This is a genomic window from Rhizobium sp. R339 (assembly GCF_002211395.1).
Classification (GTDB): domain Bacteria; phylum Pseudomonadota; class Alphaproteobacteria; order Rhizobiales; family Rhizobiaceae; genus Rhizobium.
Window position 1 is genome coordinate 567804 of the sequence record NZ_LOKV01000023.1, and the last position, 21618, is coordinate 589421.

General features: G+C 62.1%; 20 protein-coding genes. 15 read left to right on the plus strand and 5 right to left on the minus strand.

Annotated elements, in window-relative coordinates; all coding sequences use genetic code 11:
- Positions 1-410 precede the first annotated feature (410 nt).
- The 3 genes from ATY76_RS22070 to ATY76_RS22080 all read left to right on the plus strand — a co-directional run bounded on the left by ATY76_RS22070 (position 411) and on the right by ATY76_RS22080 (position 2909).
- Positions 411-1115, plus strand: a complete 705-nt coding sequence (locus ATY76_RS22070; RefSeq protein ID WP_088676813.1) for a LuxR C-terminal-related transcriptional regulator — start codon at positions 411-413, stop codon at positions 1113-1115.
- A gap of 31 nt (positions 1116-1146) precedes the next feature.
- Positions 1147-1584, plus strand: coding sequence for a response regulator (locus ATY76_RS22075; protein WP_088676814.1), 438 nt, complete (start codon positions 1147-1149; stop codon positions 1582-1584).
- A gap of 377 nt (positions 1585-1961) precedes the next feature.
- Positions 1962-2909: a sialate O-acetylesterase gene (locus tag ATY76_RS22080; protein ID WP_088676815.1), complete on the plus strand. Its 948-nt coding sequence runs from the start codon at positions 1962-1964 to the stop codon at positions 2907-2909.
- A gap of 16 nt (positions 2910-2925) precedes the next feature.
- Here ATY76_RS22080 and ATY76_RS22085 read toward each other — a convergent pair whose 3' ends face one another.
- From ATY76_RS22085 to ybaL, 4 genes are all read right to left on the minus strand, one after another.
- Entirely contained in the window at positions 2926-3639 is a 714-nt protein-coding gene (locus tag ATY76_RS22085) for a HAMP domain-containing sensor histidine kinase (protein ID WP_088676816.1), read from the minus strand.
- Between the two features lie 130 nt (positions 3640-3769).
- A complete protein-coding gene (secD, locus tag ATY76_RS22090) occupies positions 3770-6316 on the minus strand; it encodes a protein translocase subunit SecD (RefSeq protein ID WP_088676817.1) in 2547 nt (848 codons plus the stop codon).
- Positions 6317-6401: 85 nt separating this feature from the next.
- A complete protein-coding gene (locus tag ATY76_RS22095; RefSeq protein WP_088676818.1) occupies positions 6402-6782 on the minus strand; it encodes a hypothetical protein in 381 nt (126 codons plus the stop codon).
- Positions 6783-6836: 54 nt separating this feature from the next.
- Positions 6837-8657 carry a YbaL family putative K(+) efflux transporter gene (gene ybaL / locus ATY76_RS22100; RefSeq protein WP_088676819.1) on the minus strand — a complete coding sequence of 607 codons (1821 nt, stop codon included), beginning with the start codon at positions 8655-8657 and terminating at the stop codon, positions 6837-6839.
- 79 nt (positions 8658-8736) lie between these two features.
- On the opposite strand from ybaL, the gene ATY76_RS22105 reads away from it, so the two are divergent.
- On the plus strand, positions 8737-8997 hold the full coding sequence (locus ATY76_RS22105; RefSeq protein ID WP_088676820.1) for a helix-turn-helix domain-containing protein: 261 nt from the start codon (positions 8737-8739) through the stop codon (positions 8995-8997).
- 7 nt (positions 8998-9004) lie between these two features.
- Here ATY76_RS22105 and ATY76_RS22110 read toward each other — a convergent pair whose 3' ends face one another.
- Positions 9005-10426, minus strand: a complete 1422-nt coding sequence (locus ATY76_RS22110) for a glycosyltransferase family 39 protein (RefSeq protein ID WP_088676821.1) — start codon at positions 10424-10426, stop codon at positions 9005-9007.
- Positions 10427-11051: 625 nt separating this feature from the next.
- On the opposite strand from ATY76_RS22110, the gene ATY76_RS22115 reads away from it, so the two are divergent.
- The 11 genes from ATY76_RS22115 to fliF all read left to right on the plus strand — a co-directional run bounded on the left by ATY76_RS22115 (position 11052) and on the right by fliF (position 21297).
- Positions 11052-12680, plus strand: coding sequence for a globin-coupled sensor protein (locus tag ATY76_RS22115; protein WP_088676822.1), 1629 nt, complete (start codon positions 11052-11054; stop codon positions 12678-12680).
- Positions 12681-12743: 63 nt separating this feature from the next.
- The gene (locus tag ATY76_RS22120; protein ID WP_088676823.1) at positions 12744-13040 is read left to right on the plus strand and encodes an STAS domain-containing protein; all 297 of its coding nucleotides are present in this window, start codon (positions 12744-12746) and stop codon (positions 13038-13040) included.
- Positions 13037-13402, plus strand: a complete 366-nt coding sequence (gene cheY1 / locus ATY76_RS22125; protein ID WP_003570362.1) for a chemotaxis response regulator CheY1 — start codon at positions 13037-13039, stop codon at positions 13400-13402. Before ATY76_RS22120 ends, cheY1 begins: the two co-directional genes overlap by 4 nt.
- A gap of 17 nt (positions 13403-13419) precedes the next feature.
- Positions 13420-15708 (plus strand): chemotaxis protein CheA, encoded by a 2289-nt coding sequence (locus tag ATY76_RS22130; protein WP_088676824.1) that lies wholly within the window; start codon positions 13420-13422, stop codon positions 15706-15708.
- Between the two features lie 4 nt (positions 15709-15712).
- Positions 15713-16180 carry a chemotaxis protein CheW gene (locus tag ATY76_RS22135; RefSeq protein WP_088676825.1) on the plus strand — a complete coding sequence of 156 codons (468 nt, stop codon included), beginning with the start codon at positions 15713-15715 and terminating at the stop codon, positions 16178-16180.
- Complete coding sequence (gene cheR / locus ATY76_RS22140) at positions 16177-17085, plus strand: protein-glutamate O-methyltransferase CheR (RefSeq protein WP_088676826.1); 909 nt, start codon at positions 16177-16179, stop codon at positions 17083-17085. The genes ATY76_RS22135 and cheR overlap by 4 nt, the downstream gene beginning before the upstream one ends.
- On the plus strand, positions 17082-18128 hold the full coding sequence (cheB, locus tag ATY76_RS22145) for a protein-glutamate O-methylesterase CheB (protein WP_088676827.1): 1047 nt from the start codon (positions 17082-17084) through the stop codon (positions 18126-18128). Before cheR ends, cheB begins: the two co-directional genes overlap by 4 nt.
- Entirely contained in the window at positions 18128-18517 is a 390-nt protein-coding gene (locus ATY76_RS22150) for a response regulator (RefSeq protein ID WP_003556488.1), read from the plus strand. The genes cheB and ATY76_RS22150 overlap by 1 nt, the downstream gene beginning before the upstream one ends.
- Complete coding sequence (gene cheD, locus ATY76_RS22155; protein ID WP_088676828.1) at positions 18514-19068, plus strand: chemoreceptor glutamine deamidase CheD; 555 nt, start codon at positions 18514-18516, stop codon at positions 19066-19068. The genes ATY76_RS22150 and cheD overlap by 4 nt, the downstream gene beginning before the upstream one ends.
- Before the next feature lie 16 nt (positions 19069-19084).
- Complete coding sequence (locus tag ATY76_RS22160; RefSeq protein WP_088676829.1) at positions 19085-19474, plus strand: hypothetical protein; 390 nt, start codon at positions 19085-19087, stop codon at positions 19472-19474.
- A gap of 131 nt (positions 19475-19605) precedes the next feature.
- Positions 19606-21297 (plus strand): flagellar basal-body MS-ring/collar protein FliF, encoded by a 1692-nt coding sequence (gene fliF, locus ATY76_RS22165; protein WP_088676830.1) that lies wholly within the window; start codon positions 19606-19608, stop codon positions 21295-21297.
- Positions 21298-21618: the final 321 nt, after the last annotated feature.

Consider the following 21618-nt stretch of genomic DNA (forward strand, 5'->3'; position numbering starts at 1 on the left):
GGTCGAGGACGCATCCCAAGATGCAACCGAAGCGAAGAGACCGTAACGCAAAAATAAGCGCTGAGAGAACCGATTTACCCGCGTTCGCCGCCACGAACATCAGCCAACCCCTTAGCTGAATGGGCCAATCGGCTCTCTCGCGCTTACGTCTGGCACTGCCTTCCCGCATTCATGGATGTTGAACGCGGGGAGATTACGATACCCAGGTAAGAACTACTGCCCCCAGTAAAACTGCCCGTGCATCACCTGTAGTTGAGATAATTGATGATATCCGCCTTCCATATCGAAAGTCCCCGTTTCGATACTTGTCATCAACCGTCTCGCAATTTTTGTAGCTGTTCGCGTTTAGGACGTATATCCCAAGATTTCGGGATCGGGGGCATCGGGCGGGAGGAGAGGAAAGAGTGGGAATGAACAATGCTTCGGCAATTCCCTTTCATGCCGGACCGGAGCTTAGCCGGGCGATCAACCGCACCGATTTTTTCCGGCTGTTGAAGGCGGCGGCGCAGCATTACAACTTCGACAATTTCGCGCTTGCCCGCATTTCCGAGGCTTCGGCCCCCTTCGGCGAGCGGGATATCGTCATCACCAACGTTGCCGAGCGGCGCGTCGGCCTTTTCATTGCGACGTTGAAGGAAGCGCTCGGGACCGTGCGGGCAAAGTCCGCCCAGTTTCTGGCGACGCCGGTCCAAGGCAGGGGCGCCCAGCCGGAAGCCTATGCGTCCGATCTCGTCTTCAACGAGTTCCGGAATGGCGTCTTTCTCTTCATTCCCCTGTTTACGCCGGAGGGGCGGCGATACTGCCTCGTGCTCAGCGGCGAACGTCAGGAGCCCGATCAGGGTGAGATCGCCGACATGCTGCTGGATGCGATGCGGATTTTCGACAAGCTCTACGAGGAAATTCTGACGCAGGAAATGTCCGGGCGGCTTACCCAGCGCGAATCGGAAATCGTCAAATGGACGAGCGAGGGCAAGACGTCGGCGGAAATCGCCATCATCCTCGGCCTGTCCGAACATACGGTCAATTCGCATATCACCGCGGCGGCGCGCAAACTCGATGCCGTGAACCGCGTCCACATGGTGGCGATCGCATTGAGAAACGGATTGGTTTCGTGAAGCTGGTTTCGGGACTGGGGAAATTGGGAAGATGAGCGCCGAAACAACGCGGAGGAGTGCTGTAAAAGTTCTCTTTGTCGACGACGAATTCATCGAATTCCGTGCGCTCAAGAAGAAGATCGCTGATCTTTCCGAACCCGCCGTCGAACTCGAATATTCGGCATCGATCGGCGATGCGCTGGAAAAGATCCGCGCGGGGCGCTTCGACCTCATCCTGCTCGACAACCGTCTTCTGCCCAATGCGGATTTCCGTGAAACGGTGCCCGAACTGCGCGGCATCGGCTACACCGGGCCGATCGGCGTCGTCTCGACCGATATTTCGGGCGGCTATTTCCAGGAGTTTCCGGAGTACGGCGTCGATTTCCGCATCGGCAAGGACGAAATCGATGTCCAGACGCTCCAGCACATCATTCGCGAATATGTGACCTATGACGTGCCGGATTTCTGGAAGGACGATTACAGCATCTAGTTCCGAGACCCCGCTATAGATGCTGGCATGACGTGCTTTCGGCAAAGCTCCGAGACCGGCATGCCCGGCTGGTGCTCCTTCAAAATGCCGGCCAGAGCTTACTTCAAAATCAATTATTTTTGACGGGGCAAGGTCACCCGATATCACCCAACCGGATGATTGTACTCACTGGTCCGGACTATAGTTTAGAGCAGGTTCTCGGCGACTTCACGCGAGATAGTCGTCGATTTGGGGCTCGATCTTCGCGACGAACTCTTTTTTACAGATCGTGCCCGGGCAAGCAGATGGAGCTGCTCTAAAGGAACCTTTGCGGCTGGGAGCAGCCTTAATCGGTCAGCAGGCTCCATGTCATCGGATGATGTTTGAAAGGTAACGACATGCGCACAACAATAGCAGTCGGCCTAGCCGCGTTGATCGCCGTGTTCTTTCTCGGGGGCATGAGCGCGAGACATGAGCTCTTTCCTTGGCCACAACTTTCCGCGCTGCGGAAAATGGTCGGCGCAGAGAAGGCGGCGGCTCCAAGCCGGTATACTTTCGACGATAAGGAACGACTCATCGGCGATGAATCAAAAACGCTTGTGACCTGCCCGACTCAAACCGATCGAACTGCTGTCTTGCTCATTCTTGGCCAATCGAACGCAGCCAATTACGGTGGACAACGGCACCGGTCCAACTATGGCGCTCGGGTCGTGAACGCCTTTGACAAACGGTGCTTCATCGCGGCGTCGCCCCTTCTAGGATCGACCAATACCAGGGGAGAGTACTGGACGCTTCTTGGGAATAAATTGATCGCATCAGGACAAAATGACAACGTCATCCTCGCACCTCTCGCATATTCCGGATCTGAGGTTGCACGATGGGCGGCAGGCGGCGACTTCAATCCTGTTTTGGTCGACACAATGAAGAAGCTTCAGGATTCCGGTTATCGGATAACGGGCGTCCTCTGGGTGCAAGGAGAGGCGGACCTCGTGATGGGCACCACTGCCGAGACCTATCAGGAACGTTTCATGTCGATGGTCGGCACGTTGCGTCAGCACGGCGTCGAAGCACCCGTTTACATTTCGATCGCATCGAAATGCCTCGAGCCGAGCAATGGCGGCTTTAAGGAGCATATTCCAGACAACGCGATAGTTCAGGCGCAGCTGGCCCTGTCAAAAGGCGGCCACGGTATCCGAGAAGGCGTAAATTCTGACGTCCTGCTCGATGGAGACGATCGCTACGACGATTGCCATTTCGGGGGCACAGCCGGGGAGAAAGTGTCGCAGGCCTGGCTGAACCTTCTGCGCGGCGATCACCACCTGGAAGCCTCGGATAGTCTTCGGTGAACCGGTTTTCGTGCCTTCAGGCAATGGGCAGTCGGATGGTGAAGCGGCTGCCCCTATCATCCGAATGTTCGAGGCTGACATCGCCGCCGAGTGCCTTCAGAAACTCCCGCGCCGTCGTCAGTCCGAGACCGGCGCCGGGGACGGTTCCCGCCTTCGGCAGTTTCCAGAACGGCTCGAAGACCCGCTCCCGATGTGCGGGGTCGATACCCATGCCATTGTCGGAAATGCGAATGAACCACAGCGGGCCGTCGCGGTCTGCCGTGATCGTGACGTGCGGCGGCGATTCGCCGCGATAGGTCAGCGCATTGGAAATGAGATGCCGCAGCGCCAGGCCGAGTAGTGCAGGGTCGGTGCGGATGGAGGGAAGGGCTTCGCTTGTAAGCGCGGCGTCGCGGCTCGACGGCTCGTCGGTCAGTTCTTGCCAGACATTTTCGACGAGCGCCTGCAGATCGACCTCTTCGGGCGTCACTTGAGGCGTGCCGCCGGCGAGACTCATCAGGGCCTTGGTCAGGCGCTGAGCGGTCTGCGCCTTTTCCATGATCATCCTGAGGCTCTGGCGATGCTCATCCTCGAGCGTCTCCTCGATGTCGTCGAGCAGCACTTCGGCATACATGGCGATATGGCGAAGCGGCGATTGCAGGTCGTGCGAGGCGGTTGCGAGGAAGCGTTTGATTCGCTCCTCATTGTCGGCAGCGCTGGTTTCCGGCGGTCTCGTCGGGTTGGATGACATCTGGCGGTTTCCCCGATCATTCTTGGAGCGCCGTGCGTTCTTTCGAAGCGCACGATGCAGTGCCGACAATAGAAAGAGGGCGCCGGCTCTGCAACCGGCGCCCTCTTCAAGGATGCGTTAACAACCGCGATTAGGTCGCGGACTTGCGCGGGCGGCCCTGTTCGGGCGGGATGATGTCGACGTTCTCATCGCTTGCCGGTGCCTTGGCATGGCGGCGGCGCCAGTCGCCCAGGAAGAGCAGGATCGGGGCTGCGATGAAGATCGACGAGGCGCCGGCAACGAGAATGCCGAAGACCATCGGGATCGCGAAGCTCGAGACCGCGCTGCCGCCCCAGATCGCCATCGGCACCAGGGCGAGGAAGGCCGTCGCATTGGTGTAGAGGCTTCGTGCGAGCGTTTCGTTGATCGACTTGTCGATGATCTCGCGCAGCGGCATCGACTTGTAGAGCCGCATGTTTTCGCGCATGCGGTCGTAGACGACGACCTTGTCGTTCACCGAGTAGCCGACGAGCGTCAGGATGGCGGCGATGGCCGTCAGGTTGAAGTCGAGGCCGGTGATCGCAAAGAAGCCGATCGCCTTGGTGACGTCGAGCACCAGGGTAACGATGGCGCCGACGGCGAACGGCCATTCGAACCGCACCCAGATATAGATCAGCATCGCAAAGCTCGCGATCACCACCGACAGGATGCCGGCCGAGGCAAGCTCGCCGCTGACCTTCGGGCCGATGACGTCGGTGCCCTCGACGGTGGCGGTCGGATCGATCCTGGCGACTTCGGCCTTCAGCTTGGTCACTGCTGCCGTCTGCGCCTCTTCACCGCCTTCCTGCCGCTGGGCGCGAACGAGAATGCTGTTGTTGTCGCCGAAGGACTGCAGCGTGATTTCGCCGAGGCCGAGGCTATCGAGACCCTCGCGGAACTTCGCGAGATCGGCCGCGCCCTGGGTCTTGACGGACATCTGGATGCCGCCGCGGAAATCGACGCCGTAGTTCAGGCCGGGATGGATGAACAGCACGACGGAGGCGATCGAAAGCAGCGCCGAAACGGTGACGCCGAAGAAGCGCGCCTTCATGAACTGGATGTGCTTGTCGTAAGGGCTGAAGGGGATCAACGGCCGGATGTTCAGCACCTTGAACTTGCGGCGGCGGGTGATCTCGATCATGGCGACGCGAACGAAGGCGACCGAGGTGAACATCGAGATGATCAGGCCGAGCGCCATGGTCACCGCAAAGCCGCGAACCGGTCCGGACCCGAAATAGAACAGGATGGCGGCAGCGATCAGCGCCGTCATATTGCCGTCGATAATGGTCGAATAGGCGCGATTGAAACCCGTATCGATGGCGGCAAAGGCGCCCTTGCCCTTGCGGGTCTCTTCACGAATACGCTCGTTGATGAGGACGTTCGCATCGACCGCGAGGCCGATGCCGAGAACGACACCGGCAATGCCCGGCAGCGTCAGCGTCGCGCCGACCAGCGTCAGAGCCGAGAAGGTCAGGATGGTGTGGATCAGCAGCGCCACGTTCGCCAGGATGCCCCAGGTTCCGTAGAGCACGAAGATGAAGGCTGCGACGAGGGCGAAGCCGACGATGCCGGAATAGACACCCATCTTGATGGCGTCGGCGCCGAGGTCGGCGCCGACGGTGCGTTCCTCGATGACGGTCAGCTTGGCGGGCAGGGCGCCCGCGCGCAGCATGGCGGCAAGCGTCGTTGCGCTGTCGGCCGAGAAGTTGCCGGAGATCTGGCCGGAACCGCCGGTGATCGGCTCGCGGATGACAGGTGCGCTCAGCACCTTGTCGTCGAGGACGATGGCGAAGGGATTGCCGACGTTCTGGCGGGTGATATCGGCAAAGCGGGTGGCGCCGGCGCTGTCGAAGCGGAAGCTGACGACCGGCTCGCGGGTGTTGGGATCGAAGCTGACGCGGGCATCCGAAAGCCGGTCGCCTGATATTTCGACGCGGTCGAGGACAGGATAGGAGTTGCCTTCGTCATCCTTCATCATCGTCACGCCGGGGCCGGGCTGGTTGTTCGGCGCGAGCATATGGAACGACATCTTCGCCGTGGAGCCCAGGAGTTCGCGAAGGCGCGACGGATCCTGCGCGCCCGGAAGCTGGACGAGCACGCGGTTGCCGCCGATGCGCTGGATGGTCGGCTCGGAAACGCCGACCTGGTCGACGCGCTGGCGGATGACTTCAAGGCTCTGCTGGACGGCGTTGTCGACATTGGCGGAGATGCCGGCCGGCGAGAAGCCGACGGTGATGGTCGCTCCATTCGCCGTGACATTGAGATCGGCCTGGCCGGCGCTGAGGCCGGTGCTGATCGGGTTGGCGAGCGTCTTGAGTTCGGTGACGGCTGCATCGCTCTGCGAGGCATCGGCAAGCGTCACGACGATCTGGTTCTGGCTGCGCACGACGGCCTTCGGCTGGATGCCCTTTTCGCGCAGTACGCGGCGCGCGTCCTGGAGCAGCGATTGCAGCCGCTCCTTGGTCAGGTCGGCTTCATCGACTTCCAGCACGAGGTGAGAACCGCCGCGAAGGTCGAGGCCGAGCGACACCTGGTCATGCGGCAGCCATGCCGGGATGCGCTGGAGGGTGGATTGCGGCAGGACGTTCGGCAGGGCGATCAAGAGGCCCACTATGATGATCACCGAATAGGTGAGCACCAGCCATGGTGAGGTACGCATGTTGTATTCCTTAGATAATCAGGGGCCGGCGCTCCGGCGCTGGCGGTATGTCGTCAATGGTCGGAAGCGCCGCTCGGCGCAGGCCTCAGGCAACTGCCGGCGGTGCGCGCGGCTGATAGGTGGCGGAGACGGCGGCACGAAGCGGGGCTTTGAATGCCGCAAAAGGCACGGCGGCGGCCCAGCCGTCGAAATCCAAAGGCGGGACGGCGGCAAGCAGGGACGATCCGGCGTCGTGAGTGGTCTGCTTCGGCGCAAGCTTGCGCTCGGCGGCGAGCACCCCGCGCAGAGCCTCGCGCGCGGTCAGCTGCGGCGCCTGCGGATCACGGCCGGAAGAGGAAAGCGTATTGACGGCGGCGGCAGGCGAGAGAACCAGGTTGCCGCCGAAGAGCAGGCCGAGATAGGCAAGGATGGCGACCGCAAGGGAAGCGGCGATACGGATCGTCAGACGGTGCTGGTCCAGCTCCATCTCCTCCGTTCCGGCGATGTCACTCCCATATCGGCTCAAAAGCGCGCCAATCTCTCATTCTTTTTCCAGCGGAGCAGTGCCCGTCGGTATGATTGTATCAGGCTCGTGCCTGTCTTCATAGGGAACACTCTCATGATGCACTTGAGCGAGCCGGTCAACCATGCCAAGCGCGATTTCGCGTTCGCCCATGATGACGGTATCGGCGCCGTATTGCTTCAGCTCGTCGACCTCGGCGTCGGAATGGGCGCGGGCGACGATGAGGATCGAGGGATTGACGCTGCGCGCCTGCTCGGCGATGCGGCAGGCCTCGAAGGCGTTTGGAATGGCGATGGCGAGGCTGCGCGCCGTCGAGAGATTGGCGAGATCGAGCGTCTCCCGCGCCACCGCATTGCCCATGAAGGCTTCGATGCCCTGCGCCTTCAATTCGCCGATACGCTTGTCGGAATCTTCGATGACGAGGAAGGGCGTGCCTGACGATTTGAGGTTCTGCCCGACGATCCTGCCGACCCGGCCGTAGCCGATGAGGATCGCGTGGCCGCTGAGGGCAGTCGGGTGGACCTCGTCGTCTTCAAGCGGCATCTGTTCCTGAGCGGCGCCCGCATCCGCGGCGGCAGCGGGGTCGGCCGCGGCCTCCTCGCGCTTTGCGCCTTCGAGAAGAGGCCGCATGCGGTCGCAGAGAAAGAACAGCAGCGGGTTGAGAACGATCGAGATGATGGCGCCGGCGAGGATCAGGTCGCGGCCTTCCTCCGGCAGCAGCCCGAGCTCGACTCCGAGAGCGGCTAGGATGAAGGAGAATTCGCCGATCTGGCCAAGACTTGCCGAGATCGTCAGCGCCGTTCCGAGCGGCTTCTTGAAGGCGAGCACGATCAGGAAGGCGGCGACGGACTTGCCGATGACGATGATGAAGATGGTGGCGAGGATCAGCAGCGGCCTGTCGATCAGGATGTTCGGATCGAACAGCATGCCGACCGAGACGAAGAAGAGCACGGCGAAGGCGTCGCGCAGCGGCAGGCTTTCCTGGGCGGCGCGATGGCTGAGCTCGCTTTCGGCAAGCACCATGCCGGCGAAGAAGGCGCCGAGCGCCAGCGACACGCCGAAGAGCTTCGCTGCGCCGAAGGCGACGCCGAGCGCAATGGCGAGCACGCCCAGCCGGAAAAGCTCGCGCGAGCCGGTATGGGCGATGCGGTGCATCGTCCAGGGAATGAGCTTGCGCCCGAAGACCAGCATCAGCGCCACGAACAGCGCCACCTTCACCAGCGTCATCGCAATCATGGCGCCGATGCCGAGATCGAAGCCGAGCAGGCGGCTCAGCCCCGCTGAAAGCGGCTCGACGGGGCCGTGGCCGTCACCGCCGATGCTGGCGGCTGCCGGTATCAGCACCAGCGCCAGCACCATGGCGAGATCCTCGACGATCAGCCAGCCGACGGCGATCCTGCCGCGCTCGGTCTCGACGAGCCGCCGCTCCTGCAGCGCCTTCAGCAGCACGACGGTAGAGGCGACTGAAAGGGCCAGGCCGAAAACCAGGCTGCCGCCGGTCGGCCACCCCATGAAGGCGCCGAGCGCCCAGCCGAGCAGTGTGGCGAAGGCGATCTGCGCGATGGCGCCCGGCACGGCGATGCCGCGCACCGACAACAGGTCTTTGAGCGAGAAATGCAGCCCGACGCCGAACATCAGCAGGATCACGCCGATTTCGGCAAGCTCCGGCGCAAGGCTTTGATCCGCCACGTAACCCGGCGTATGCGGCCCGACCAGCACGCCGGCGATCAGATAGCCGACAAGCGGCGGCATGCGCAGCCGATGGGCGATGGCGCCGAAGACGAAAGCCAGCACGAGGCCGCCGACGATTGTCGAGATCAAGGGCGTATCGTGTGGCATCGCTGTCTCCCGATCTGGAAATCCCGTTCGCAATATGACATATATGGTCTATATCGACCAATATGGGTAACTTGAAATCATGGGTCAAGGCGCCAGGGAAACAATTCTAAGCCCCGCTCTTTGCCGGGCTGCACGTGGTCTCCTCGACTGGACCCAGACCGATCTTGCCGAGAAGGCCGCCGTCTCGCGCAGCACCATTCGCGATTACGAGGGGCGCCACCACGACATCCATCGTGCGACGGAGGCGCAGCTGCGCCTCGCCTTCGAGGAAGGCGGCGTCAAATTCATCGAGATCGAAGGCGCGGGCACCGGCCTCTGCCTGCCCAATCGGCCAGGCTGACGCCGGCTCAGGGCGCCAGGCAGGCGGCCGAGACCTTGTAGATATAGAGCGACTTGCCCTTGTAGTAGCCTGCTGTCGGCTGCCAGTTCTTCAACACTTCGGGCGTCTCGGTGGCGCAGGTGAGGGGGGCGTCCGTCAGGAAGAGCACGGTGCCGGTCATATCGGCGGGCAGGGCGAATTCCTGCTCGTAATAGCTCTCCGGAAGGCCTGCCGGCGCCCGCGCATAGATCCTGTAGGATGCGTCGCGCAGCGTATAGAAAAGATCGGCGACCATGTCGCGGTTGTTGGTGACGATGATGTCGATGCCGGCCGGGCCCGCAAGTGCCGCCGCCTCGCGGCTGACCTCGGCGCGGCCGAGATAGCGCTTCATCAGCTCGTCGCCGTTCGGCAGCAGCAACTGCTGCGGAAAGATCGTCGCCAGTGGAAAGAGCAGGCTTGCGATGCCGTTGATGGTGAGCGATAGCCGCAGCCCCTTCGGCCACAGGCGATAGAGAAGCCAGACGGCAAGGATCGTCCCGGCGACATAGGCGGTCACGGCCCAGTTGGCATAGGCTTTGGCGACCGTCGCCTGCAGGGTGATCAGCACCACCACCGGCATCGACAGCCAGATCAGCATCTTCTCGCGGTCGTCGCTCCTGCCCCTGATCATGCGGTAGACCGCCCAGAGCATCGCGAAAAATATGATTGGCCCGACGACGCCGAACTGGGCGGCGAAGAATTCGAGCCCGCGCCTGAGGTTGATGCCGAGTTCGCTCCAATGGGCGATATCCTGCGTATGGCGCACTGTCGTATTGTCATGCTGCAGGTTCCACCAGAGGTTCGGCAGGGCGACGGCCGCCGATACTGCGACCGCGATGATGAAATCGCGAATGGCGATGCGCGCCGCCGGAATGAGAAGAAGCGCAAGCGCGCCGCCCGGAACGACGAAAAGCACAGCATATTTCGTCAGGAAGGCGAGGCCGACGCCGAGGCCCATGACGAGCGCCAGCCCGACCGAGCGCCGCTGCGTCAGGCCGAAATAGGCAAGCAGGGCGATCGCGATGAAAAAGAGCAGGATCACGTCGGTCGAGAAGAACACCGAGGAAAGCGCCACGCCAGGAAGGGTGATGTAGGTGGCGCCCGTCCAGCCTTCGATCTCCGGGCCGACGAACCGCTTGGCCACCTTCATCAGCACCAGGGCCGCCGCCATGTGAATCAGCGGTCCGGAGAGCCTGATCCAATAGATGGCGTTGGAGCCGGAAAGCTCGGTCATCGCCCGGATCACCCAGGCGATCATCGGCGGCTTGGAATAATAGCCGAGATCGAGATTCTGCGACCAGAACCAGTACTGCGCCTCATCAACGAAAAGGTCCGTCGCATCGAAATGGAGCGAGACGACGCGCCAGAGCGTGAAGCCAAGGACGATGAGGAGACCAGATCTGGGGGACATGAACTTAAGTGTTCCGCTGACATGAAAGGCGCGAGTGCGATTACACCAAAGGCGCCGGACTGCCAACGGGAAAGGGTTCTTAGAACACCCGAAGCGGGCGGATGTCGCGGTTTGCTGCGATAAAATCGAGACGGGCGACGGCTGCAAGCACCGCTATTGCAATCAAGCAGGAACCCAATCCGAGAACAATCATTGCTCTGTCCTTGTCGACGTCATGTCTTGGTTATCGACCGGCATATAACACGGAGCTTGCGTGTGCCTTGTAGCAGCCGTGCAACTGCGCGGCAGTATTTCTTATGAGCTGAGCTGAATTGCTTCAAAAGCCAGCACTGGGAAAGGCTTATTAACCTTCAAGCAAGGAATTAACCATAAACATTGGGTTACACGTCGGAATGGGAAGATGCACTCGTTCCCACCAGGCATGACGCCGTACCGCCGTACCGGGTCGATCCGGTATCCATCTCTTCAGACAGCTTCGAAACATAGCTGATCAGAGGGCTTTTGTCGGCCGGTGCCAACCGGCGATGAAGACCGTCTCCACGCTCTGCGTTCATCGGATGCTGCAAAGGTTTTTGGCCAGGCATTCGCCTGGAAAGTGGGTTGGGGACAGGCGTTGAGGCAGGACATGCCATCAGATCAGGCTCGTGGAGCGCAGGCAGGCAGCTTGCGCGACCGCCTGCGCTTTGCCGGTCTCGATGCCGATCAATGTGAACTCGTGCGCCGCAACCGGCCGGCCCTCGAAGCGCATTTGAAGGCCGGTCTGCGCGATCTCTTCCACCGGTTCCAGTCCTTCCCCGACGCCGCCCGCAATTTCGAGAGCGAAAGACAGGTCGATCGCCTGCATGATCTGCAGTCCTCGCATTGGGACGTGCTGACGGATGCGCGCTTCGACAGCCTCTATGCCGAGCGTGTCAAGGTCCTCTCCGATACCGAAAGCAAGATGGGGCTCGACCCGCGCTGGCACGTGGCCGGTCACGGCGTCATACTCGAGCATGTCGTTTCCGGCCTTGCCGAAGAAATCGCCGGCCGCCCCTTGCTGCCGTCGGCCAAGCGCCGTGCACGTGAAATCTCCGATCTGATGACGGCGATCATCCGCATCGTCATGGTCGATGTGGAAATTGCCGTCTCGCTCCGTTTCAACGCGCTACGCGCCGCCCAGAGCCGCGCCCTCGCCGATCAGCGGACCGACAGCGAGGCCGAGATCGCCAGGATCTTTGGCGATGTCATCGAAGGCCTGTCCGCACGCGACCTGACGCGGCGCGCGCCCGTCGATGGCGCCAATGCCGCGATCGCCACCGCGCTGAACAATGCCTTGGATGGCCTGCAGGCCGAGTTCACCGCCATCACCGAACGCACTGATAAGGCCGAGGCGGCGACAGGCTCGCTTGCCGGCCTGTCCAGACAGTTTGCCGGCAATGCTTCCGGCCAGGCCGATCGCCTCCAGCTTTCCGCCGCCGCTCTTGCCGGCATCGCCGGCAGTGTCCGCGACGGTGCCGCCGACAGCCGTGCCGCCGAACAGGCTGCCGCCTCGACCCGCGCTGCCGCCGAGGAAAGCGGCGAGGTCGTCGGCCGCGCGATTACCGCCATGGCCGATATCGAACAATCGGCCGAAAAGATCGGCCAGATCATCGGCGCGATCGACGAGATCGCCTTCCAGACCAATCTCCTGGCGCTGAATGCCGGTATCGAGGCCGCCCGCGCCGGCGATTCCGGTCGCGGTTTTGCCGTCGTGGCCCAGGAAGTCCGGGCACTTGCCCAGCGCTCGGCCGAAGCCGCCCGCGAGATCAAGACGCTGGTGACGACGACCAAGGCGCAGGTCGATGCAGGCGTGCAGATGGTCGGCCGCACGCAGGATTCGATCGGCAGTATCGTGCGCCAGGTCACCGACATCAATGCGGCGATATCAGGCATCGCCACCAAGACCGGCGAGCATGCCGCAAGCCTCGACAGCGTCACCGCCGACGTCAAGGGCCTGGGCGCCGAGGTGGCCGATAGCGCCGGCTTTGCCGAACGCACGGCTGATGGCGCCGACCACCTCCATACCGTCATTCTCGAACTCGGCCAGACGATTCGCGAATTCCGCATCGCCCGCGAGAACGCTCTTGCCGGGCGCCCGGCGCCGGCTCGCGTGCTGCCGCCCCGCGCCATCGAGGCGGCCGCCCGTCTGGCATCGGCCGAAGACGAATATGAAAATGATGATTTTGGCCTTCCGCAGCCCTTCGCAAGCGTCGGAGGTGGGCGGAATGTTTACTAACCTATCGGATTATCGCCTCAGCTCATCTTCTCGGGCCGGGGACAAGGGGACAAGGAAAAGCTGATGGTAGCAAAGAAGAGTGGCAAGACGCTGAATTTGACAGCGGTGCTCGACCTCAACGAGGCTTCCGCCTTGCGCGATAAACTCCTCTCGCTCAGGGGCAGCGGCCTTTCGATCGACGCATCGGGCGTCGAGCGGATCGGTGCTCTCTGCGCTCAGGTTCTGATGTCCGCCGAGAAGACCTGGGAGCAGGACAAGCAGCCGTTCGCCTTTTGCAAGGTGTCCGATGCATTTCAGAAAACCATGCAGCTGGTTGGCGTCAATATTGACCACCTGCTCGCCAAGGAGATTCGGCAATGAAGAAAAAAGTGCTTACCGTGGATGACTCCCGCACCATCCGAAACATGCTTCTCGTGACGCTGAACAATGCCGGTTTCGAGACGATCCAGGCGGAAGACGGCGTCGAGGGCCTCGAGGTTCTCGAAGAGTCCAATCCCGACGTCATCGTCACCGACATCAATATGCCCCGCCTCGACGGTTTCGGCTTCATTGAAGGTGTGCGCCGCAACGAGAAATACCGGGCAATCCCAATCCTGGTCCTGACCACTGAAAGCGACGCGGAGAAGAAGAACCGCGCCCGCCAGGCCGGTGCCACAGGCTGGATCGTCAAGCCTTTCGACCCGGCCAAGCTGATCGATGCCATTGAGCGTGTAACCGCTTAAACCCAGGATTTTCTCCTATGGATATGAACGAAATCAAAGAGATCTTTTTCCAGGAGTGCGAGGAGCAGCTCGCCGAACTGGAATCCGGTCTTCTGAAAATGAATGATGGCGATCGCGATCCGGAAACCGTCAATGCGGTGTTCCGTGCCGTGCATTCGATCAAGGGTGGCGCCGGCGCCTTCGGCCTTGATGATCTCGTCGCCTTCGCCCATGTCTTTGAGACCACTCTCGATTGCGTTCGTTCCAACAAGCTTGAGCCGACCCAGGACGTCCTGAAGGTGATGCTGAAGTCGGCTGACGTGCTCGCCGACCTGACGAATGCTGCACGCGACGGCGGCAGCGTCGATGAAAGCCGCAGCCGCGGCCTCGTCAAGGAGCTGGAAGCGCTGGCCAACGGCGAATTGCCGTCTCCTGCGGCCGCCGCTGAAGCCCCTGCGCCGAAGGCCGCCGCAAAACCCGCGCCGGCTGCTGCTGCACCCGCTCCGAAGCCGACCGATGACAGCGGCTTCCAGCCGATCCCCTTCTCCTTCGACGATTTCGGCGGCGACGAGGCGGATTCCGGCTTGCCGGCTTATGAAGTCACCTTCAAGCCTCGCTTCGAGCTCTACTCCAAGGGCAACGACGCCACGCTGCTGCTGCGCGACCTCTCTCGCCTCGGCGAGATGACCATCTATTGCAACGCGGACGAGCTGCCGGGCCTCGAGGAGCTCGATCCGGAAGGCGCCTATTTCTTCTGGAACGTCACGATCAAGACGGACAAGGGCGAGGATGCTATCCGCACCGTCTTCGAATTCGCCGAGTGGGATTGCGACCTGGCGATTAAGGCGGTCGACGAAGCGGCGGGCGATGCAGGCACCAACGAGGAACTGCCGATGGTGCCGGTTCCCTTCGACCTGTCGATCCTGGACGAAACGAGCGCAACGGAAGAGACTTCCGCCGGCGCACGGGCCGACGAGACGGCCGCGGCCGTTGCCGCCGCGGAAACCGCATCCAACGTCACGCAGATGGCCGCAGCCGCCGCTCGCGTCGAAAAGAAGGAATCGGCAGCAGCCGCAGCCGCTGCCGCAAATGCCGCCGCCCAGAACAATGCAGCCGGTGCCGGCCAGACGATCCGCGTCGATCTCGACCGCGTCGACCGTCTCATCAACCTCGTTGGCGAATTGGTCATCAACCAGGCGATGCTGTCGCAGAGCGTGATCGAGAACGACACGACCGGCACCTCCTCGATCAACATGGGTCTCGAAGAGCTGCAGCAGCTCACCCGCGAGATCCAGGACTCGGTCATGGCGATCCGCGCGCAGCCGGTGAAGCCGGTCTTCCAGCGCATGTCGCGTATCGTCCGCGAAATCGCCGATATGACCGGCAAGTCGATCCGCCTGATCACCGAAGGTGAGAACACCGAAGTCGACAAGACTGTTATCGACAAGCTGGCCGAGCCGCTGACCCACATGATCCGCAATGCCGTCGACCACGGCATCGAAACGCCGGAAAAGCGCGCCGCCGCCGGCAAGAACACCGAAGGCACGGTCCGCCTCACCGCCAAGCACCGCTCCGGCCGCATCCTGATCGAGCTTGCCGACGACGGCGCCGGCATCAACCGCGAGAAGGTCCGTCAGAAGGCGATCGACAACGATCTCATCCCGGCCGATGCCAACCTGTCGGATGAGGAAATCGACAATCTGATCTTCCTGCCGGGCTTCTCCACCGCCGACAAGATCTCCGACATCTCCGGTCGCGGCGTCGGCATGGACGTCGTCAAGCGCTCGATCCAGGCGCTCGGCGGCCGCATCAACATCACGTCGAAGCCGGGCCACGGTTCGGTCTTCACCATGAGCCTGCCGCTGACCCTCGCCGTCCTCGACGGCATGGTCGTCACCGTCGCCGGCCAGACGCTGGTCGTGCCGCTGACCGCGATCGTCGAAACCCTGCAGCCAGAAGCCGCCGCGATCCACTCCTTCGGTGCGAACCACCGGTTGATCTCGATCCGCAACTCCTTCTGCCCGCTGGTCGATGTCGGCCGCATCCTGAACTTCCGCGCGACCCAGGCCAATCCGGTCGAAGGCGTGGCGCTTCTGGTGGAATCCGAAGGCGGCGGCCAGCGCGCCCTGATGGTCGATGCCATCCAGGGCCAGCGCCAGGTGGTCATCAAGAGCCTGGAAGCGAACTACACCCACGTGCCGGGCATCGCCGCCGCCACCATCCTCGGCGACGGCCGCGTGGCCCTCATCCTCGATGTCGACGCGGTTGTCGGCGCTTCGCGCGGCCAGTCGCTCAAGGCGGAAATGTCGTTAGCAGCAGTAGGGTAAGGCAATGTCGTACACCGTAAAAAGTCTGAGCGAAGGGGACCGCGAACTGATCGCGTTCCGTATCGGCGATCAGGAATTTTGCGTGAACATCATGTCGGTTCGCGAAATCCGGGGCTGGACCCCGGCAACCGCGATGCCGCACTCACCGGCCTATATGCTCGGCGTCATCAACCTGCGCGGCGCCGTGCTGCCGATCATCGACCTTTCGGCCCGGCTCGGCATGAAGCCGGCCGATCCGACCGCCCGCCACGTCATCATCGTCGCTCAGGTCCGGCGTAAGGTCGTCGGCCTTCTGGTCGACGCCGTCTCCGACATCCTGACGGTGACCGACGAGGTCATCCAGCCGACGCCGGAGATTTCATCCGACCTCGAGCGCCAGTTCGCCCGCGGCGTCCTCGCCATCGATAAGCGCATGATCTGCCTGATCGAACTCGAAGCCCTCTTTTCCGAAACCGAAAGCGAAGCCGCATGAATGCAATGGGCGCAAAAGATCAGAGGCAGGGAGCCGACGAGGTCCTGGCGAGCGGAGAATATCCGCTGACGCGCCGCGACCTCACGGAAATCGCCGCGATGATCTATTCGGATGCCGGAATCTTCCTCAACGAGACGAAGGCTTCGCTCGTCTATTCGCGCCTGTCGAAACATATCCGCAATCTCGGCCTGTCCGGTTTCCGGGAATATTGCGCGCTCGTCGCTTCGCCGGCCGGTGCTGCGGCCCGCCGCGAGATGCTGTCGCATCTGACAACCAATTTCACCCGCTTCTTCCGCGAAAACCATCATTTCGAGCATCTGCGCGACCATGTCCTGCCGGAACTCCTGCAGCGGGCGCGATCCGGCGGCAGGGTGCGCATCTGGTCGGCCGCCTCCTCCGACGGGCAGGAGCCTTATTCGATCGCGCTGACGGTGCTGTCCCTGATGCCGAATGTCGCCGACTACGACTTCAAGATCCTGGCAACCGACATCGACCCGAAGATCCTCGCGATCGCCCGCGCCGGCGCCTATGACGAGGCCGCGCTCGAAACCGTGTCGCCCGCCATGCGCAAGCAGTGGTTCAGCGAGGTCGACGTGCAGGGCCGCCGGAAATTCCAGGTCGACGACCGCGTAAAGCGGCTGATCACCTATAACGAGCTGAACCTGATGGCGCAGTGGCCGTTCAAGGGCAAGTTCGACGTCATCTTCTGCCGCAACGTCGTCATCTATTTCGACGAGCCGACGCAGATGAAGATCTGGCAGCGTTTCGCCGGCCTGCTGCCGGAAGGCGGCCATCTTTATATCGGCCATTCCGAGCGTGTCTCGGGCGAGGCGAAACACGTCTTCGACAATATCGGCATCACGACCTATCGCTACACGACCAAGGGTCTCGGGAGGAAGGCATGAGCGCGCCGGCAAGGGTTCTCGTTGTTGACGACTCGCCGACGATGCGCGGTCTGATCACCGCTGTCCTGAGTTCGGACCCCGAGGTCAACGTCATCGGCCAGGCCGGCGACGCGCTGGAAGCGCGCGAGGCGATCAAGCGGCTGAATCCCGACGTCGTGACGCTCGACATCGAGATGCCGAATATGAACGGCCTCGATTTCCTCGAAAAGATCATGACGCTGCGCCCGATGCCGGTCATCATGGTATCCACAATGACGCACCGCGGCGCCGAGGCCACGCTTGCGGCGCTGGAGATCGGCGCCTTCGACTGCGTCGGCAAGCCGGCGCCCGGCGAACCCCGGCCCTTCGGCGACCTTGCCGAAAAGGTCAAGGCGGCCGCGCGCACGCAGCGCCAGTTCTCTCAGCCGGCGGCTGCCGCCGTCACGCCGCCCCCTGCCGTCGCCGATTTCCGCGTCGGCCGCAAGATCGTCGCGATCGGTTCATCGACCGGCGGCGTCGAGGCGCTGATCGCCGTGCTGCAGAAGTTTCCGGCCAACTGCCCGCCGACCGTCATCACCCAGCACATGCCGCCGACCTTCACCAGGAGCTTCGCCGAGCGCCTCAACCGCCTCTGCGCGCCGGTGGTGCAGGAAGCGACCGACGGCGCCCGTCTTGAGATCGGCAAGATCTACCTGGCACCCGGCGGCGAACGTCACCTTCAGGTCACCGGCGCCTCCGCGCCGTGCTGCCGCCTCGTCGACCGGCCGCCGGTCAACGGTCATCGCCCATCGGTCGACGTGCTCTTCGATTCGGTCGCGGAACTGGCGGGACGCAACGCCGTCGGCGTGATCCTGACCGGAATGGGCCGCGATGGCGCGGCCGGATTGTTGAAAATGCGTCACGCCGGCGCCAGAACGCTCGGCCAGAACGAAAAAACCTGTGTCGTTTACGGAATGCCAAGGGTTGCTCATGAACTTGGCGCCGTTGAGCAGCAGCTGCCACTGTCTGCCATCGGTGAGGAAATATTGAAAATGACAGCCGCCCGAAAGGAAGGGACCGAATAATGTCGATCGCGGAGAAAATCAAAGTTCTGATCGTCGATGATCAGGTAACGAGCCGGTTGCTGCTCAGCGATGCGCTGACCCAGCTCGGGTTCAAGCAGATCACGTCCGCAGGCGACGGCGAGCAGGGCATGAAGATCATGGCCGAGCAACCGCACCACCTGGTGATCTCGGACTTCAACATGCCGAAGATGGATGGCATCGGCTTCCTCCAGGCGGTGCGCACCAACCCGAACACCAAAAAGGCGGCCTTCATTATCCTCACCGCCCAGGGCGACCGCGCGCTGGTGCAGAAGGCGGCCCAGCTTGGCGCCAATAACGTGCTCGCGAAGCCGTTCACGATCGAAAAGATGAAAGCGGCCATTGAAGCCGTGTTTGGAGCCTTGAAATGATCAATGAGGGGGCAGCCCGCCGCGTGCACATCATTCAGGGCGAGTACAAGGTTCTGAGCGACCCGAATGCGGTGCTCTCGACCATTCTCGGCTCGTGCGTGGCTGCGTGCCTCCGAGATCCTGTCGCCGGCGTCGGCGGCATGAACCACTTCCTGCTGCCCGGTTCGGCGACCTCGCCGACATCAGGCGGCGATGCCACGCGCTACGGCGTGCATCTGATGGAACTGCTGATCAACGGTCTCCTGAAGCAGGGCGCCAGGCGCGACCGGCTGGAGGCGAAGATCTTCGGCGGCGCGAAGACGATCTCGACATTTTCCAATGTCGGTGAGCAGAACGCGGCCTTCGCCATGCAGTTCCTGAGGGATGAAGGCATTCCGGTGGTCGGTTCCTCGACCGGCGGAGAACATGGACGCAAGCTTGAATATTGGCCGGTCTCCGGCCGTGCCCGGCAATACCCCCTGACCGGCGCCGAAACCCAGAGAACCGTCGCTCTCGAGCAGCGTCCCGCCGCTCCGCAGAAGCCCGCCGAAACCAGTATCGAATTTTTTTGATGGCGAGGATTTTCATATGACCTTTAACCCGGTGATCGAACCTCCCGCGCCAGTCGAAGCGCTGAGCGACATCCTGATGCGCATCGTTTCCGAACTGCACGATGTCGCCTATCTCATCGAGCGCATCGAGCCGCAGCTTCTCGATCTCGGCGGCGCCGAAATCCTGAATTCGCCGGATTCGATGAAGGTCATGCAGGGTATCGATCTCGCCGTGCAGAAATCGCGCGGCCTTGCCGAATTCATCGACACCATCACCGGCGAAATCCCGCAGGGCTGGACAGTCGACGTCGCGACCGCGCTCAGCCTCGTCAAGCTGGCGGAGATGCAGAAGGCGCTGGGCGGCGCCATGCGCCACGGCCATTCCCAGCCGCTGAGCAAGGCGGCCGGCGACTTCGATTTCTTCTAGGAAAGGCTCACAGCCCGCCGGTCCGTTTCGCTCCGCGCGCCCTTTACGAAACGCTCGCGCAAGTTTCGCCGATTATTCGTCAGATGAGGCAATAAGCCTGCTTTGTCTTTGACGGATCGTGCGAGAACAGAATGAATCTGTTAAATCAATTAGTTCAGATTTTTAAGAACTTTGGCGCCCTAGGCCGTACACGCCTGATGATTCTCGGAGGCGTCGGCGCCGTTTCCATCGCAATCGTCCTTGCGGCTGCCCTTTTCGTCAACAAACCGGCACAGGAAACGCTCTATGTCGGTCTGGATTCGCCCGATCTCAATCAGATCAGCATGGCGCTCGCCGAAGCCAACATCGATTTCCAGGTCGGCACGGACGGTTCCAGCATCACCGTTCCCGCGGGGATGACGGGCAAGGCCCGCCTGTTGCTTGCCGAACGCGGCCTGCCGAACAGCGCCAATGCCGGTTACGAACTCTTCGACAATGTCGGCTCGCTCGGCCTGACCTCCTTCATGCAGGAAGTGACGCGGGTTCGCGCGCTGGAGGGCGAAATCGCACGCACCATCCAGTCGATCTCGGGCATAACAGCCGCGCGTGTCCACATCGTCATGCCTGAAGTCGGCAACTTCCGGAAGGCGGAGCAGAAACCGACCGCTTCCGTCATGATTCGCGCGAGCGCCGCCGCGGGGCGCAGCGCCGCCACCTCGATCCGCCACCTCGTCGCCTCGGCCGTGCCGGGGCTTGACGTCGATGACGTGACGATCCTCGATTCCGCCGGCCAGTTGCTCGCCTCCGGCGACGAGACGAGCAACAGTTCGCTGAACCGCTCGCTCAACATCGTCCAGAACGTCCAGCAGGAAGTCGAATCCAACATCGACAAGGCGCTGGCGCCCTTCCTCGGCATGGACAACTTCCGCTCCAGCGTCACCGCCGATCTCAATACGGACGCCCAGCAGATCCAGGAAACGGTCTACGATCCCGAATCCAAGGTCGAACGCTCGGTCCGCTCGACGAAGGAAGCCCAGCAGTCGCAGCAGAGGCAGTCCGACAACGCCACGACCGTCGAGCAGAACATTCCTCAGGCCGCTCCCGAGGCCGGCGGCGCCGGCGGACCGGAATCGCAGGACAAGTCCGACAAGCGCGAAGAGCAGACCAACTACGAAATCAACAGCAAGACGACCGCGACGACCCGCAACAGCTACAAGGTCGAGAAGCTTTCGATCGCCGTGGTGGTCAACAAGGGCCGCATCGCCAAGATGGTCGGTGAACCGGCCGACCAGGCCAAGATCGATGCCTATCTCGCCGAAATGCAGAAGATCGTCGCTTCGGCGGCCGGTATCGATGCCAAGCGCGGCGACGTCGTCACCGTCACGGCCATGGATTTCCTCGAAAACCAGCTGCTCGAAGAGGCGACCGGCGGCGTCCGCGTCATGGACATGCTGAGCCGCAACCTTGCCGGCATCATCAACTCGCTTGCCTTCGTCGCCGTCGCCTTCGTGGTGGTCTGGATGGGCCTGCGGCCCCTGGTGCGCAGCGTCAACGACAGCGGCTCGGGTGCAATGCTCGGCGACGCCACGCCGGAAGCGGCCGGCCTCGAGCTGCCGGACTTCGCGCCGGCGGCCGGAGCGTCCGGAGGGGCTCTCATGGATGGCTTCGGATCCGACTTCGGCTTCGACAGCACCGAAGATCTGCTCAGCCTCGGCGACGACGACGGCAACTTCAACCGCCGCGTCAAGGAAGGTCCGGAACGCAAACTGTCCCGCATGGTCGAGATCAACGAGGAACGCGCCGCGAAAATCCTCAGGAAATGGGCGATCGACGACGCAGCATAAAAAAGGGCCGGGCAACCGGCCTTTTTTCATGTGGGTACGGGGCCGGTTCCATCCAGATCGGGAATAGGTCCGAGTCTCTTGAATGCCCGTCGGGAAAAGTTAGATAAAATTGCTGAGGATCACTCGCGTAAAACGCGAATCAAGTTGCGGTACAGCCAGAATCATCTTAGCCTTCCCTATATTCTGAGGGGCGCAATTGGTGCTCGAATCAGTGCATGGGCGACAGCGAAAGTAAATCCCCAGAAGTCGGAGATGGTGATTTACATCGGCTGACTTACCCTTAAGTGATTCGAAATGGGATTCGCGCGGGGCTTGAATTGA